This window comes from Serratia sp. X10 (assembly GCF_017811775.1).
Lineage (GTDB): Bacteria > Pseudomonadota > Gammaproteobacteria > Enterobacterales > Enterobacteriaceae > Serratia > Serratia ureilytica.
The window spans coordinates 215,748-230,511 of the sequence record NZ_JAEIOH010000001.1 but is presented as its reverse complement, the minus strand read 5'-3'; the positions used below and the strand labels follow the sequence as shown (position 1 = coordinate 230,511).

The window sequence follows — 14,764 nt, the reverse complement described above, 5'->3', positions numbered from 1 at the left end:
GTACGGCGGTGGTGTTGGGGCTTTTCTTCCCATTATTTCCTGTCCCCATCAAGCCGCCGTATCTCCAGAAGCTGGTTGTTTACCTTGTCGAGCGCCGCCAGCAGCGGATCAATCCACAGCACCGCCTGACAGTATGTCAGGGTGCCGGAGGCAATGGCGCCAACGCTGGTTGCGTCAGCGACGATGGTATCGGCTGACATTGCGCGGGAACGTAAACGGTGCGTGTAGTCGAGCAACCCACCAGCAATAGCGGCAGGCACAGCCAGATCGCACGTTGGCTGTTTCTTGAGGATCGTCCGGTATTCAATTTCTTTCCCCTGGGTGGCAACGTCGGTGTTGATGCCGTACTGAGTCGCCGCGGTGCTGATTTCGTTGGCGCGCTGAAAGTGAAGCGCTTGGGTAGCAATGGTCGCCGTCTGCAGGTTGTTATCGCTCTGAAGCTGCTTAACCTGCTCGCCGGCCCTTACTGCATTCCTGTGAAAGTGAAATGCCAGCCATGCCAGCACAATGGCGATGATCAGCAGACCGACACCCAATGCCGTCGTTAATCGGTTCATTATTGGCTCCAGTTACAGATCTCGCGCTCTACCTCACGACGGTTAATCAACCCCTTCCAGACCTTGCCACCAGCTTTATTCCAACGTCTCATTTCGTCACAGGCGCCACGGCTGTCGCCAGCATTAAGCTTTTTCAGCAGCGTGGATGACTCGAAAGCCTTAACGCCAACGTTGTAGCTGAAGCTGATCAGGGCCGCTTTCTGGTATTCGCTGGCTGGCACCTTCACCGAGAGCTCTACCGAACGGGCGAAAGGCTGCAGGTCTTTATCCAGCAGCGCTTTGCATTCCGTTTCGGTGTACGTCTTATCGGGAATAATGTCTGGCCCGGTGTGGCCATAACAGACCGTCAGCACGCCAACAACATCGCGGTACGGCTTGTATTCGACTCCCTCAAGGGATGGGATCAGTACCGCGGCGATCGCCATAGCGCCACCAGCGACAGCGGCACTTAGCTTTTTCTTTAAAGAGGCCGTTATCGCCATGCTTAATCCTCCGCCGGCGGTGGTGTGACATAACCGGCCTTGAGGGCTTTCTCATAGGCTTTTGTCTGGCGGTGTTTGAAGTAGAAGTTCATCACGGCGGTGATTGCACCGATCACGAAGCCGCCAACTACCGCAACCTGATTCCAGTCGAGGTCATGAAGCCATTGCAAAATGCTACCTCCACACACCAACGTCGCAGAGGTGCAGTAAGAAATGAACGTGGTGATTTTCTCCGGCATGATTTTCATACCTCCCCCTTGTCGGGGCTTGGCCCGATCATCGGGTAGTGGATGGAGTTTAGCCTCCCGCCGTAGTCACTCGATGACAGGATGTGTGCGCAGTGGTTGACTGTTTTGGCAAGGAGGCTAAATGCGAAAAACCCCAGCACTTAGGCCAGGGTTCAATTACGGGAAGATCTCTCTTTGTGTTTGCTCAAACCGCTCCTTCTCAAGCTCTACCCCCAAACCGATCCGGCCAAGTTTGATAGCGGCCTTTATCGTTGAGCCGGAGCCCATAAAGAAGTCGGCCACCACATCGCCTCGCCGGCTGCTGGCGTTGATGATGTGTTCCATCATCTCTGCCGGTTTTTCACATGGGTGTTTGCCGGGATAGAACGCCACCGGCGGATAATGCCAAACATCGGTATAGGGAACCGCAGCCGTTACCGTGAAAGTGCGCCGTAGCGATTTGTACTCATGGCACAATTCCAGGTATTCGCGGTTAAGCGTCCGGTATTCACGAACGAGATCGTGATGCGGTCGTTTCAATCCTCCGGCCTGTTGCTTCTCTTTAGCGATACGATCGAAAAGTTTCTGAAGTATGAGGTACTGCGCTTCGCTCGGTAACTGCCATTGGCTTTCGCTAAACCAGTGGCTTGCCATCTGCCGGCCCGTTGCCTCGTTTATCTCTTTCGCCGATACACCCAGTGATTGCCGAGCCGACTTGAAATAGTCGATCAGGGGCTTGAAGACGTTCTGTTTCAGCTCTACGCATTTTATTGCGTAGCCATCGACCTTTGGCTGCAGTGGGCCTGCATAGTGGCCAGCGAAAATGATCCGCTCCGTTGCCGGGAAAAACGCGCGCAGCCCTTCTTTGTGCTGCCGTTTCCACGCGCCGGATGGTTTCGCCCACACAATATGGCTCAATACGTCGAACCGCTGGCGCACCAGCAGCTCGGTATCCGATGCCAGCCGACTACCGCAAAACATGTAAAGACTGCCATTCGGCTTCAGCACCCGCCAAAACTCCACCAGCAGCGCATCCAGCCAAGCCAGATAATCGGCCTCGCTTTTCCACTGATTATCCCAATCGCAGGATTTCACCCGAAAATAGGGAGGATCCGTTGCTATCAGGTCGATGCAGTCATCAGGCAGGGTTTTGATGTATTCGAGTGTGTCAGCGTTGACAAGACAGGTACTGGAGATCATAAGCGCCCTTGTTTGGTAGGCTCGTTCTGCTGTTCATAGCAGCACGGGCAAAGGTTGCTTGTGACTCTTCGACATGAGCGCCTGGCGGTCAGCGTGCAGTAACACCCTGACCGCCGCCCACTCCACAAACTCTATAGTTTATTTTTGGAAGGAAAACTAATCATAGAGTCCCATTCCGTATTAATAATGTTATAAAACTCACACTCTAACTCCTCCAACTTAGTGGTTATTTTATACGTATCGTTGGCGGGATTTTCTACACTTACCATACTCACAATTTCTTTTGCTAATCTAGTTATTTTTGGATGTGAATTACCATCAAAATATAACATTATCTTTTTAGATAACGACATTAAGTTCTTTTTTTCAACGAAAAGCTCATTGTAAACATTAATCCTATTATCATCTAAATCCTTAATATCGGGATTATTAGAACCAATGATTTTATAATGCTTAATTGTCGAAATAATCGAGTTCATTCTAAAGCTCAGAGATAGTATTAGATCGACAGATGCAGAATATTTTGATGACAAATCTCGAATGGAGTCAATCCACTCATATTTTAATTTGGTCGCCACCTCCATTTCCGCCTGAAGCAACGCTGTACTCTTAGCAGTTGACGCACTTGCCTGCATTGAAAGGTATGAAATCCATAATGCCGCAAAACCAATAAGCATTGGAGATATCAATGACGCAATATCTACCCAATCCTTATCTGAATTTACATTCACCGTTAAAGTGCTTAGGTTGCTACTTAATAGATTGAGAAGCTCTAGCATGTCCATTTTTCCCTCCATTTAGATTGGAGGATTTTAACAAAAAACCCCACGATAGCGAGGTTTTTAAAGTTGATAAGCTACGTCACTGCGTAACCACTCTTATCACAATAGCCAGTAAAATTCGTAACGAAAAGCGGAAATTTACGCGACAGCCGAAATTTCTGATCTGCTCGTCCAGGCGTCCATCTCAAGCGTCGCCCCGGTCATAGCTAAACAGCCTTCTATAAAGCTTTCCGCCATCATCAGCTTTTGCCTTATGTTCCCTTCTGAAACCTTCCATCTACGGGCTATCTCCGACTTTGATACCCCGTATCGGTAGTGAAGCATGATTACTCCGAGCTCTCTTTCGTCGCGCACCTTCTTCAATCTCCCCACCGCGCCGTCAACAATCAGGCCGTCATTATCGCAGCATGAAGGCTTACTCTTGCTCGTGTTTGGCAGAAGCCCCTTAAACCCAGCAGCGATCGGAGAGTAGTCCAAGCCGCTGTTGTCTTTCGCCCACTGTCCCCAACGCTCTAATACCAACTGGATATCTCTCATATAATTACTCCACACATATCAACTAAACCCGCACGTCAAGTTGATTCACACTTTAGGTATAATTGAATATATTGCATTTACTATATTCAAAGAAACAGCATGACTTCTCTTCAAAAAGTCCAAAACATCAACATTCTTACCGCCTATATCAAATCTAACCCATAAAAACTCTTTTACTATATCTATATCTATATTAAACCTCTTCCTTGCTTCAGCAGCAGTCATCTGCCCATTTATTTTCGCATGACCACCAATACCGATCATTTTCCCACCATACATGGAGTTGGTAAAAGTCACACTACCTCCATCACCTAGACTAACGAAATTACCTATAGCAATATTAGACTCAGGAGAATTAACCCTCACATATTTTGATAAATTATTATGTTTATTAGAGTTTGTAAGCATACACATATCAACTACGATAGAGTCACCTGTCTTATGCGTTTGAAAAGACTCAAGGGCATTATAGATATCAATATTACTATTCTGTAGCCCAGGAAACGACCTACCAATTGAAGATCTGAAGTCCGCATCATTATTACCATATGGGAAATACACCCTACCTCCCCTCCCCGATATTTTAGTATACTCTGATATATCAGAGGCAATAAAATCCAATGCGCTTCTTAAATTCTCAAGAGTATTCTTTACTTTTACATTATAATCAAAATTTTTCGTCTCATCAGTTCTAGCCTCTTCGTACAAGCTCTCAATCTGACCTATGCTGGAGTTTACTTCGACAAACAACTGTTGAACGGATGAATATCTACTCATTAAATCCTCTGCGAAGTTAAAGTAAATAAACATTATACAATTACTCCGATGGATAGAGAATAGTCGATAAACTTAAACCAAACTTCGACCTGAGTGCCGTGCTCTTCTTCCCACCGTGACATGTCACGATGCAATTCATCATGGTGTTTACGGCAAAGTGGAATGGTAAAAAAATCGTGCGCCTTGGTTCCCATGCCTCCTTGTCCGTGGCCAATAATATGATGGGGGTCGTCCGAGGGTGCTCCGCAGCATGCGCACGGCTGAGACTTGACCCAGCGAGTAAACTTCTCACTGGTCCAGCGCTCGCGCTTTGGAATCTTGAATAATGCCTTTGGCGGCGCCGGATCGATAACTAACGTTTTGGCCGCTTTTTTGGCTTTCTCGGCAACAATCTGGCGTGCCGCCGGCGTATGCTCGATATCTGATTCTTTCTTAACCCCAGCAGGTACGCTGTGCGGCGCCACACGCATTGATGCAGCAGCTACCTCTTCAGGGATCAGATCGATAACCTCTTTGACCCATGCCCACCAGCAGAGCTCCGGCAACGTCAGCTGGTGGGATTCGTCAAACATGAAGTGCGCGCGGGCGCGGTAAACGACAAAATCAGCCACGTTCTGTTCTGCCAGCTTATTCAGCATCGGGCTCGTCTGCTCACGGTATTTGTGCTGGTGGTACCAGCACATCCTGATACTGTGGTCGCCGTATTCCATCACGCTTACGTTCTTGTCGTGATACCCATCCGTGCTGGTGCACTGGCATTCAAAACCACGGCCCAACCATTCGCGCATAGCAGAAGATCCGCCAGCGGCGCTTAGCACTCGCTCATGCATGAAGAACGATCGGAAGCGTGGATCAGTTGCCAATTGCTGTTCTACTGTCGGCAGCGCGCCAGATGGCATCTTGCGGAATTCAGGCGGTACTCTTGTCACCATGACCCGATCACCGAACAACGACATCAGATCAGCACCTGGCTTTAATATTACCTGGCCGAGCTCGCTGATGATGATAGGTTTCAACAGGCAGCGCATGGCATCACCTCGACTTTCCCCGGCATCAATGCCACCGACTGTTCACACTGATTCCCCCACGTATGCCACCCACCACCTTGCTGGCGTGCGAAAAGTTCTATGCGTGGAACATCCCCCAGCAATTGCACAAGTTTCTCGCGAAAATCATCAGGCTTAGCGCTGTGCTCCATTCTTGGAGCAGTGACGTGTTGGCAGATCGAAGCATCAAGACGTGGTGGAAGCTTCCCCTTAACAGCAAATAGACAATCTTCACTATTGGCGCGTGTCATATGGCCCATACCGATAGCACTGTTTCCCTTCACGCGGTTTGTTTTATGCCAAGTAAAGCCTTTCATCGTCATCAGTCTGAATCCCCATGACCGCATTACCTGCAGTGCCTCTTCTGGTTGCGTCGGTACCCACCACATAGCCAAAAGACACGAGTCAGCGGCTAGCTCCCAGACAGGCAGACGACAGATATCAGCAACTGTCATCGTTGGGTACTTGAAACCTGCACCACGCTTCCCATCAGCGCACTTGTCGTTGTAGGTCCAAGGTGGATCTGCGTAAATCAGTGAATATTTCATGCAAAACTCCCCTCTGCCTTCCGAACCGGATAGCGCACTACGCAGTAATCAGTGCTGAACCGCTGGCGTTGCCATTCAATCAACCAGGCCTGATGCTGGGCATACTTTCGAAAATCACCGCGTTCTTGCCACGTGCGGTGGGCTTCTCTGAGCATCCACCAGCGCCACAGGCGATGAGCTATAACCAGCAGCGGCATAACCTCAATTCCAAATACGAACCTCATGATGGGTTCCCCTCTCGCTTGGAGCGGATGCGCGCCAGTAGCTCTTCACCTTTACGCTGAAATTTTCCGTCTTTGTCGATTAGCTCTGACGGCGCCGGGATGTGTTGCTTGTGGGCGATTTGTGGCGCAGGGGTTGGCACTCGTTCGCCCTTGGTCAGCCGTTTAGCCCATCGGTTGAGGTGCTGCTGAATTGACTTGCGGATCTCGCTTTCGGTGTAGTTGTGCTGAAGCATCAGATGGCGAACGTCGATCACAATCCAGTACATTACCGGAGCCGTCCAGTTGAAATCTTCAGGCCGCGCATGCTGACCGCGATTCGCGCTGTAGCGCTTGAACTCCGCTTCAACGTCATCAACAGATGGCAGGCCCGCATTCTCGGCAACGCCAGCCTTACACCAGCCAATAAACTTCCCACAGCTCGGCCAGAAGTCGCTTTCTTGCTGACGGGCCATGCGCATGCCGGCCTGCAGTTGCTCAACGGAGATGATCCCATTCTCCGCAAATGCCAGGATCCACTGACGTTTTGCGGCTGCTACTTCTGCAGGCGTGCTCAGCGCAGTTTGCTTAGCGGCGGGAAATACTTGCATGAGGTTGACGAACAGCAGATCAACCAATTTTTCAGCGTTTCCGTTGACTACTCGCGCTTGCGGTTCTGCGGGCATCATCCGCGCCAGCGCGTTACCATCGCGATTTTGGACAGCACTCATGAATTTATTCATAGGGTGTTCTCCCATGCTTCAGCAGTGTTCCAATGACCACCAGCAGCTGAGGCAGGGTTAACGCTAAGTTTCAGCGTCAAGTCGTCCCACTTCTCACGCAGCTTTGACGGGCTCAGGATGTTCTTGCACCAGAATGGATCCCGGTTTGCCTTCGCAAATAGCTCGCAGATCTGCTTGTGTGTGCGGCCGTCCTGCGAGCACATCAAGCGAATTTCGTTTGCCCAGTCCGCCCAGTTAGGCTCCTTAGGTCTTGCCACCTCTCCATCACTTTCTGCAGCTTGCTCGTACAGTTTCACAATGCGAGAGCGGATCCACTCCGCGCACTTCAGGTCTTCGGCACTACCCCAGATTTTTTTCTTGGCACTGAATACCGCCGCTGCAGGGTGCCGAGATAAAAACTTCTCATCGCAAGATTCGTCGGGTTGCGGAGCGACCGGACAAGAAGGTTTTTTGTCTTTAGGTTCTAATGACTGGTTCTGGTGCCACGAGCTGCCACAGGGGGGGCCACCAGATGACACAGGGGCTGTGTTTTCTGACGCCTCACCTGTGCTTTCTCCTGACCCACCTGTGTTTTTTGGCGGCATAGGGACTGTGCTTTTACGTGACATAGGGGCTGTGTTTTCTGGCGACACAGGGTTACCAAGTGTCAGTTGGTAAATGTTTGATGTGTTGCCCTTTCCGTTATTAACGCCCAAGCGGTTCTCTTTCGAGAGCAGCCCCATTTTTATCAGTGCAGTGATATGAGCCTTCACGGCGCTCTTGCTGCACTCGCAATGGTCAGCAATGTGCTGATAGGACGGCCAGCATTCGCCTTCATCATTGGCGTTATCAGCCATCTTAATCAGCACCAGCTTACGCAGGGGATTGCCAACCTTTATGCTCATTGCTTGAGCCATCAGGTTCATGCTCATGCAGCCGCTCCCGGCGCCGGCAGAGCCAAATACTTGAAACGATCCACAACTTCCCGCAAAGCGCTGTGGGTGACAGGCATCCAGCCGCCCGGTATTCTCATCACATAACGCAACGGCATGAGCGGCTTTGAACAGCTTGAAGCCACACACCGAAATTGCCCACGCAGCCGACTATCTGCTAATCTGTTCATGCGTTAATTACTCCACACGTTTAATTGATGCACTCGACGCCCGGGACCGCATATCCTGGGCGTCACCCTCTCCAAACATCATCACTGTCACCGCGTAAATCTCAGCCACCAGCGATTGGATCCGGTAACCCCTCGCTTTCAGTTTTTTGCTCTCGTTGCTGTCCAATACCCCATCAGCTGTAAATTCGTTATGTGCCTTGGCAAACAGTCCCAGCGCCGACATCAGTTCGTTGAACTTCACCAGCAACTCTTCGTTATCCACCTGTTCAATCTCCGGTAGCTTCACGAAAACGCCACCAGCACGTTTGCACATGGCTTCTGTTATATCGCTGCGGCCAGAAATTGACTCCATTTCAGCTGCCATGCCCAATGGCACGACCTGACCAGACACCTGGCGAACGCGGTTACGTAATGCGTTTTCAGTACCAGAAACTGGATCTAACTGCTGAGCCATCGCGCTGTACTTACCTGGGAACAACGTGATCAGCTTGTGTATCGCTTCGCTAATGTCGTCCTGGGTCGGAAAGTCTTTGTTGTCCACAAGGTTTCTCCGCTTCTGTGGTTTTGGTTAAACCGCTGGCGCGGTAGACTTTTTGTAAAACGACGGGTCATATACAAGAGCTCCACCAGTGATGCGGCTTAGCTTTAGAGCAACTCTCTCTGGAATGACTTCCCCCCATTGAGATACGGCCGAATCACTGACTCCAAGAGCAGCGGAAATTGCACGCTGAGAGCCGTAGTGCTTGACCACTTTTTCCTTAAGCATTTTTTCACCCCAATTATTTTAAGATATCTTCAATTATTTGACTAAAGGAATCTTAAGTCAACTAGATTTAAGATTGCTTAACTATGAAAAAAGAAACCGTGGGCGAGCGCATTCATGCGCGGAGAAAGGCAAAGAAGTTGAGCCAAGTAACACTGGCTAAAAAAGTCGGCGTTTCTAACGCTGCGATTTCACAATGGGAGCGATCTGAAACAGAGCCAAAGGGGGATAATCTGATGTCTCTCGCGGCAGCATTAGAATGCTCTCCATCGCATCTCTTGTATGGGGATGCGATCGACGAAAACATCACATATATAGGCAAGGTTCGACCTGGGCTTGTCCCTGTAGTTGGTGATGCCGTTTTAGGAGTTGATGGCATGATCGACATGGTCGAGTACCGTGGTGGATGGCTAAAGATTTATAGTGACGACCCGAATGCTTACGGGCTTCGTGTTCGGGGGGATAGCATGTGGCCACGCATTCAGTCTGGTGAGTTAGTTCTAATCGAACCAGGTACCTCAGTACATTCTGGTGATGAAGTTTTCGTTCGCACAGCTGACGGTCACAACATGATTAAGGTGCTCAACTACACTCGCGAAGGCGGCTACCAGTTTACCAGCATCAATCAAGACCATAGACCGATAACATTACCGCAAAGCGCAGTGCTGAAAGTGGAGTATGTGGCCGGCATCCTAAAGGCTTCTCGCCATGTTGAGGATGAAGAGGTTAATCACTCCATACGCTAGATGTTAGCAATCTCACACTTCATAAGTTCCAGAGTCGATAATAAAATGAAAATCGGATACATGTTTCCCGTTGCCATCATCGTGGCCGCTGTAGTGCTACTGGCTTGGTTCATCATCGGCGGGTATGCAATACCAGAAAACTGACGAGGCGCTTGGGTAGAAACAGAGATAGGACTGTATAGCTAGTGGTCTGATGAGGCGTGCGCAAGCATAAGATTAATCGGATTCATCAAAGTCCGCATAAAAAGTCAACCTATAAATTAACTTATACGCTATGTTGTATTACATAGGGTACGACGTAGAACGGCTGACTAATACTGTTTAAAAAACCATTATCAAAAGTAGTACCAAAGTTGCTTTTTTGTATGTAAAATGCGCGCCACAAAAAAAAGATTAAAACGATAGGTAAAACCTGTTGAAAAACTGCACTGCAGCGCATATATAAGGAGTATACTTAGTGTCCCAAGATCTAGATGCAAACGTTATAGACTTCCAAAAAGAGAGCATTGAAAGTTTGCACAAGAAGGCGGTTCAGCGATTTAATCGCCTTACATATGCGATTATTGGCGAAGTTAGCTCACTGCTAAAAAAAGCAAAAGTGATGCCACTTTCCGATTTGCAAAATCACAACCCGACTTTTGAAGAAGTGGTTAATCAGTTGCGGGTTTTCCGGGCTTTGTCTGAAGCCGCAGCTAAAGCTCTCGGCATTGATAAAGCTGAAGAGCTGAACGAAGTAGACATGTACATTGACTTGGCAGACGAGCTAGCTAAAGCCATAGCCTCGGATGATTTCGACTCGCTATGTGGGGCTATAGCTGCCTTGGACTCTAAGCCATACATATGATTACCAAAGGAGCAACCAATATGAACAAAACTAATGACTTCGCTAAAGCGCTTGACTTACTCAACCAGATGGAAGCTTGCTTGCATCGTGTGCAAGAGCTAAATGCGGCGATTGGAGTTGTTGACTCACAAAAGAAAGCCGCATAAATAACTCTGTTATGCAATAGAAACCCGGCCACCGCGCCGGGTTTTTTGTGCCCTCTTCCTGCCAATCCCCCTACTGCGATTGACCTGCTCCCCCTTGATTCCACCATTCCACCCACTGCCGCGCAACTCATTTAAGTTATCTTTACATTGATATTGACTTTAAATTTAAGATATCTTAATGTCATTCCATCAGCAGCGAACAGGCAGGACGCCCACGAAGTAGCCGCCCGAGGCATACGAATATCGGGATGATTCGCTAAACCAGGCTTGCAGTAGAGGGTTACACGATGGCCACCAAGATTTCTATGCAGCAACTGAAGTCGATTTATGAGCAGCACGGCGCTGATGTATCTGAACGCCAGCTGCAGGAATCGCTGGAACAATGCAATGAGCAAGCAGACGTTGTTTACAACGACTACAACGGAAACCCGTTGCCGCCACGGACTGCCACGGAATGGGCGCATTGGTTTGCACGCGGCGCGGCGGAGGAACAACTCTGCGACGGATTGGCGGCAGATGATTTCCAGCGCAACGCCTACGGCATCGACTAGCACTCACCGCGCCCTACGGGGCGCCACCGAGGCAATCATGAGCAAAAGAGGTTGGCGGTCTTTGGTTTATTGCGTTGTTGGTTGTGCTGTTTTCTGGTTTTTACTTTGGATTTTTGTTCACGTCGCCTGGTGAACGGCGCACATCGGGCTGATCACTCCCGACTCCTTAATTCTGGAAGCGGTGACGGATCCTAACCATGAGTGGTCGGCCCAATGTGAAGCGTCTTTTCTCCCCTGCTGCTATCAGCTTCGGCTATGACGGCTTCAGAGGGAACATGAGAACCGGGAGCCTGCCCCATGACGAGAACAGGCGCGCAGATGGAGGATTTCATCATGTGACAGGTCACAGCAATCGTAGAGCAGTAGCCAGAAATTTGAATCGGTCATTCGGAGTTATGCGGCGGCATCCGAAATGGCGAATCCGCCGAGTGGGTACGTTCAGCGGTTCGCTTGCTATCCCCACCGAGCTGGCTGGAAGGTCAGTACCACTATCAAAGAGCGCGGGCGTGCAAAACTGCATCTACCCCGGCGAACGTTAGTACCGAATCCCGGAGAGGGTTCGCCAATAGCGGGAGAGGATCGCTCTTTTTGATAGTGGTTCAAGGCTGGAAACTTCAGGGGCGTTGTTTACCAGCCACCACACCAAATGCGCCGGGCCGGCGGCACTGCAGCGAAAGCGAGCGCAGATATCCGGCAAAAATGCAATTGCTGTGTGTAGTCTTTGGCGGACACGCCGAACTTCAACCAACAAGGGGTGAAGATAATGTTCATAGGCTGGCCGCTATTTTTTCACATATCTGGTGGCGTACTGTGTCGGCCCCTAATTTATATCTACACAGTATAAATACCCGGTGCGGTGTGCCACCTGATGTGTGAGTAATTAACCGGGAGCCAGCGCTATGCGGGCGTCTGGCCCTCCCTTCTTAAAAACCGATTTTCTATCTGCGGAAAATTGCCAGTTTCTGGCAGGGATTCCCTTTGCCGAAAATCAGTGTGGAGTAATTAAATGGCCAAGAACTCTACTGAAGCCTACGGCGCCAGCGGAAAAACCAACGTGCTCAATTTTGAGCCCGAAAGGCTGCATCTGGTAACTGATAGATCGCACCCTCTCTACGATGAGCGCATTCACTTGCCACTGGATGAGTCGATGGTTTTAAACATCATGGACCAAGGCGTTCTGGAACCTATCATCGTTTGGAAAGATCCTGAAACAGGCCTGTCCTGTGTGGTTGATGGCCGTCAGCGCGTTCGACATACCGTAGAGGGCAACAAACGATTGGCAGCTGCAGGAAAGGATCTGTTATTCGTCCCTGCCGTAACAAAACGCGGGTCTGCTGTTCGCATGGCCCAAGCAATGATCAGCGCCAACGAAATTCGGCGTTCCGATACCCCGCTGGGCCGAGCCAAGAAGATGGCCGATGCGTTGGAACGCGGCCACGATGAAGAAGATTTGTCACTGATGTTTGGCGTCGGCGTGCAGACGATCCGCGCCACACTCGCCCTACTCGATGCCACTCAGGCAGTTAAAGATGCGGTTGAATCTGGCGAGATTACCGTTACCCAGGCGCGCCATCTGGCGTACCTCTCACCCGACGAACAGCGCGAAAAAGTGAAAGAGGTTGAAGCGGCAACTGCTGGCACCAAAGGCCACGAAAAGGCGCGCCGGCAGCGCCAGGTGATTGGCGATGCCAAACCCCGCATGAAGTCCCGAAAAGAAATCACGAAAGCCCTTGAGGGTGCGAGCGGTGATTACGCTCAGGCGCTCCGTTGGGTGCTGGGAGACGACGAATGACATCCATCAAACGGTTTACCCCTGATTACGCTATGCACGCGGCTCGCTTTGAGCCGTTCGCCAGAGAGGCGGAGCATGGTGAATACGTTCGGTTTGATGCCCACCAGCAAAAGGTGAGCGCGCTTGAGGCTGAGCGCGATGCGCTAGCAGATCGAGTTAATGCGCTTACTGTAGAGCGCGATGCCGCAAGAAATGCGCTGGCCTCAATATACAAAACCGTTACTGGAGAGCGTCCAGAGTGGAGCAACTGGCAAGCCTACCTTGACGACATTGTTGAAGAGATAGGCGCTGCTATTGCAGCTATCCAGGCGCAGGGAGTGGAGAAGTTTGCAGATGACCTTCACAAAACCGCCATGGCTATGTGCTCAGTCAAGCCGGACAACACCACTCCAGGCGCTTACGCGGGAATGGCTCGCTCATTCGCTAAGAAGCTGCGGGAGGCCAAATGAAAGGTATCGACTTATTTGCTGGCCTCGGTGGCTCATCTACTGGTGCGACAAAAGCAGGTGTTGAAATTGTCTGGGCGGCCAATCACTGGCAGGAAGCTGTTGATGCTCACACGCTAAATCACCCAAATACTGTTCATGCGTGCCAAGACTTACATCAGGCTAACTTTGCGTCTGTTTTGGCATTGGTTCCGAAATTAGATCTGCTACTGGCCTCACCATGTTGCCAGGGCCATAGCAAGGCGCGTGGTAAAGCAAATGGCAACCCGCAACATGATGCAAGCCGATCAACAGCCTGGTCCGTTCCTGCAGCAGCTGAGGTTCTGAAGCCAGATCACATCATCGTTGAGAATGTGCCGGAGTTCCTGCAGTGGGCGCTTTTCCCTGCGTGGGAGCATGCCATGCAGAGCCTAGGTTATTCTCTTGCGTCACACATCGTTGACTGTGCCGATCTTGGTGTGCCTCAGAACCGTGTTCGTATGTTCATCGTTTGCACCAAGAGCAAGAACCCACTGACGTTGAAATTGCCGAAACTGCCTCACGCATCTGCGGAATCGTTCATTGATTTCGAAGACGGTCGTTGGTCGCCGGTTAACAAGCCAGGACGTGCAGTGGCAACACTCGACAGGGTTAAAAACGGGCGCGATCAATTCGGTGACCGGTTCCTGATTTCGTACTACGGAAATACCAAAACAGGCCGCTCTCTGCAGCGTCCGATCGGCACTATCACTACTCGTGACCGATGGGCGATCGTTGACGGTGACCACATGCGCATTCTAACGAAAGAAGAGAATATGCTGGCCATGTCATTCCCTGCCGACTACATCAAGCCATCATCGCACAAGCTTACCGTTCACATGGCCGGTAACGCAGTGCCACCTGAGGCGATGTATCAGATGCTGAAAGCACTGAAGGAGCAAGCGTGATGGCCAAGACAGATGCTGAACGTAAAGCAGCGCAACGGGCTAGGCAACGGAAAGGCGGGATCGTTATTCGTGAGCTGCAGTTGGAGCCAGAAGAAGAACAGATGGCGCAGGAACTTTTAGCTGGCCTGCGCCCTGGCCGCATACCTTATGACTTCAACGAGGTTGTGGGCCTGCTTATCAGGCGATGCCATGCTGAGTATCAGCAGACATTGAACCACCAGCAGCAGCGATCTTGTAAAAAATGTGGCGATAAACTGCCGGTAAAAGAATGTCCGTGCGTAGGTGATGGAGCATGCTGGCTTACCCTGGGATGGCACGAAACGAAATTAACAGTGTGACATGTCACGAT

23 protein-coding genes are annotated in these 14,764 nt (G+C 50.3%); 9 read left to right on the top strand and 14 right to left on the bottom strand.

Features of this window, described 5'->3' with window-relative positions; translation table 11 throughout:
• Window positions 1-32 precede the first annotated feature (32 nt).
• The 14 genes from J9788_RS01130 to J9788_RS01065 form a co-directional block, all read right to left on the bottom strand.
• Entirely contained in the window at window positions 33-557 is a 525-nt protein-coding gene (locus J9788_RS01130) for a hypothetical protein (RefSeq protein WP_182264738.1), read from the bottom strand.
• Window positions 557-1,033, bottom strand: coding sequence for a lysozyme (locus J9788_RS01125; RefSeq protein WP_182265111.1), 477 nt, complete (start codon window positions 1,031-1,033; stop codon window positions 557-559). Before J9788_RS01125 ends, J9788_RS01130 begins: the two co-directional genes overlap by 1 nt.
• A gap of 8 nt (window positions 1,034-1,041) precedes the next feature.
• Window positions 1,042-1,287, bottom strand: a complete 246-nt coding sequence (locus J9788_RS01120) for a phage holin (protein WP_033646506.1) — start codon at window positions 1,285-1,287, stop codon at window positions 1,042-1,044.
• A gap of 156 nt (window positions 1,288-1,443) precedes the next feature.
• Window positions 1,444-2,466: a site-specific DNA-methyltransferase gene (locus J9788_RS01115; RefSeq protein WP_182264739.1), complete on the bottom strand. Its 1,023-nt coding sequence runs from the start codon at window positions 2,464-2,466 to the stop codon at window positions 1,444-1,446.
• A gap of 131 nt (window positions 2,467-2,597) precedes the next feature.
• On the bottom strand, window positions 2,598-3,251 hold the full coding sequence (locus tag J9788_RS01110) for a hypothetical protein (protein WP_182264740.1): 654 nt from the start codon (window positions 3,249-3,251) through the stop codon (window positions 2,598-2,600).
• 135 nt (window positions 3,252-3,386) lie between these two features.
• On the bottom strand, window positions 3,387-3,785 hold the full coding sequence (locus tag J9788_RS01105; protein WP_182264741.1) for an antiterminator Q family protein: 399 nt from the start codon (window positions 3,783-3,785) through the stop codon (window positions 3,387-3,389).
• Between the two features lie 45 nt (window positions 3,786-3,830).
• Entirely contained in the window at window positions 3,831-4,595 is a 765-nt protein-coding gene (locus tag J9788_RS01100) for a hypothetical protein (protein WP_182264742.1), read from the bottom strand.
• On the bottom strand, window positions 4,595-5,590 hold the full coding sequence (locus tag J9788_RS01095) for a DUF968 domain-containing protein (protein WP_182264743.1): 996 nt from the start codon (window positions 5,588-5,590) through the stop codon (window positions 4,595-4,597). Before J9788_RS01095 ends, J9788_RS01100 begins: the two co-directional genes overlap by 1 nt.
• A complete protein-coding gene (locus J9788_RS01090) occupies window positions 5,575-6,156 on the bottom strand; it encodes an MT-A70 family methyltransferase (protein WP_182264744.1) in 582 nt (193 codons plus the stop codon). Before J9788_RS01090 ends, J9788_RS01095 begins: the two co-directional genes overlap by 16 nt.
• Complete coding sequence (locus tag J9788_RS01085) at window positions 6,153-6,380, bottom strand: hypothetical protein (protein ID WP_182264745.1); 228 nt, start codon at window positions 6,378-6,380, stop codon at window positions 6,153-6,155. Before J9788_RS01085 ends, J9788_RS01090 begins: the two co-directional genes overlap by 4 nt.
• On the bottom strand, window positions 6,377-7,099 hold the full coding sequence (locus J9788_RS01080) for a replication protein P (RefSeq protein ID WP_182264746.1): 723 nt from the start codon (window positions 7,097-7,099) through the stop codon (window positions 6,377-6,379). Before J9788_RS01080 ends, J9788_RS01085 begins: the two co-directional genes overlap by 4 nt.
• On the bottom strand, window positions 7,096-8,010 hold the full coding sequence (locus J9788_RS01075; RefSeq protein WP_182264747.1) for a helix-turn-helix domain-containing protein: 915 nt from the start codon (window positions 8,008-8,010) through the stop codon (window positions 7,096-7,098). Before J9788_RS01075 ends, J9788_RS01080 begins: the two co-directional genes overlap by 4 nt.
• Window positions 8,011-8,208: 198 nt before the next feature.
• Window positions 8,209-8,742 carry a YmfL family putative regulatory protein gene (locus J9788_RS01070; protein WP_182264748.1) on the bottom strand — a complete coding sequence of 178 codons (534 nt, stop codon included), beginning with the start codon at window positions 8,740-8,742 and terminating at the stop codon, window positions 8,209-8,211.
• Between the two features lie 27 nt (window positions 8,743-8,769).
• Complete coding sequence (locus J9788_RS01065; protein ID WP_182264749.1) at window positions 8,770-8,967, bottom strand: Cro/CI family transcriptional regulator; 198 nt, start codon at window positions 8,965-8,967, stop codon at window positions 8,770-8,772.
• Window positions 8,968-9,050: 83 nt separating this feature from the next.
• Here J9788_RS01065 and J9788_RS01060 point away from each other — a divergent pair, with 83 nt between their 5' ends.
• The 9 genes from J9788_RS01060 (at window position 9,051) to J9788_RS01025 (ending at window position 14,753) form a co-directional block, all read left to right on the top strand.
• The gene (locus J9788_RS01060) at window positions 9,051-9,710 is read left to right on the top strand and encodes a S24 family peptidase (protein WP_182264750.1); all 660 of its coding nucleotides are present in this window, start codon (window positions 9,051-9,053) and stop codon (window positions 9,708-9,710) included.
• Entirely contained in the window at window positions 9,711-9,854 is a 144-nt protein-coding gene (locus J9788_RS01055) for a YoaK family small membrane protein (RefSeq protein ID WP_370576302.1), read from the top strand.
• Window positions 9,855-10,167: 313 nt separating this feature from the next.
• Window positions 10,168-10,554: a hypothetical protein gene (locus J9788_RS01050; protein ID WP_370576301.1), complete on the top strand. Its 387-nt coding sequence runs from the start codon at window positions 10,168-10,170 to the stop codon at window positions 10,552-10,554.
• A gap of 20 nt (window positions 10,555-10,574) precedes the next feature.
• A complete protein-coding gene (locus tag J9788_RS25145; protein WP_255552137.1) occupies window positions 10,575-10,700 on the top strand; it encodes a hypothetical protein in 126 nt (41 codons plus the stop codon).
• A gap of 287 nt (window positions 10,701-10,987) precedes the next feature.
• On the top strand, window positions 10,988-11,251 hold the full coding sequence (locus J9788_RS01045; RefSeq protein WP_182264752.1) for a hypothetical protein: 264 nt from the start codon (window positions 10,988-10,990) through the stop codon (window positions 11,249-11,251).
• Window positions 11,252-12,257: 1,006 nt separating this feature from the next.
• Window positions 12,258-13,043 carry a hypothetical protein gene (locus J9788_RS01040; RefSeq protein ID WP_182264753.1) on the top strand — a complete coding sequence of 262 codons (786 nt, stop codon included), beginning with the start codon at window positions 12,258-12,260 and terminating at the stop codon, window positions 13,041-13,043.
• The gene (locus J9788_RS01035) at window positions 13,040-13,492 is read left to right on the top strand and encodes a hypothetical protein (protein ID WP_182264754.1); all 453 of its coding nucleotides are present in this window, start codon (window positions 13,040-13,042) and stop codon (window positions 13,490-13,492) included. Before J9788_RS01040 ends, J9788_RS01035 begins: the two co-directional genes overlap by 4 nt.
• Window positions 13,489-14,415, top strand: coding sequence for a DNA cytosine methyltransferase (locus tag J9788_RS01030; protein WP_182264755.1), 927 nt, complete (start codon window positions 13,489-13,491; stop codon window positions 14,413-14,415). The genes J9788_RS01035 and J9788_RS01030 overlap by 4 nt, the downstream gene beginning before the upstream one ends.
• Window positions 14,415-14,753, top strand: a complete 339-nt coding sequence (locus tag J9788_RS01025) for a hypothetical protein (RefSeq protein WP_182264756.1) — start codon at window positions 14,415-14,417, stop codon at window positions 14,751-14,753. The genes J9788_RS01030 and J9788_RS01025 overlap by 1 nt, the downstream gene beginning before the upstream one ends.
• The last annotated feature ends 11 nt before the right edge of the window (window positions 14,754-14,764 follow it).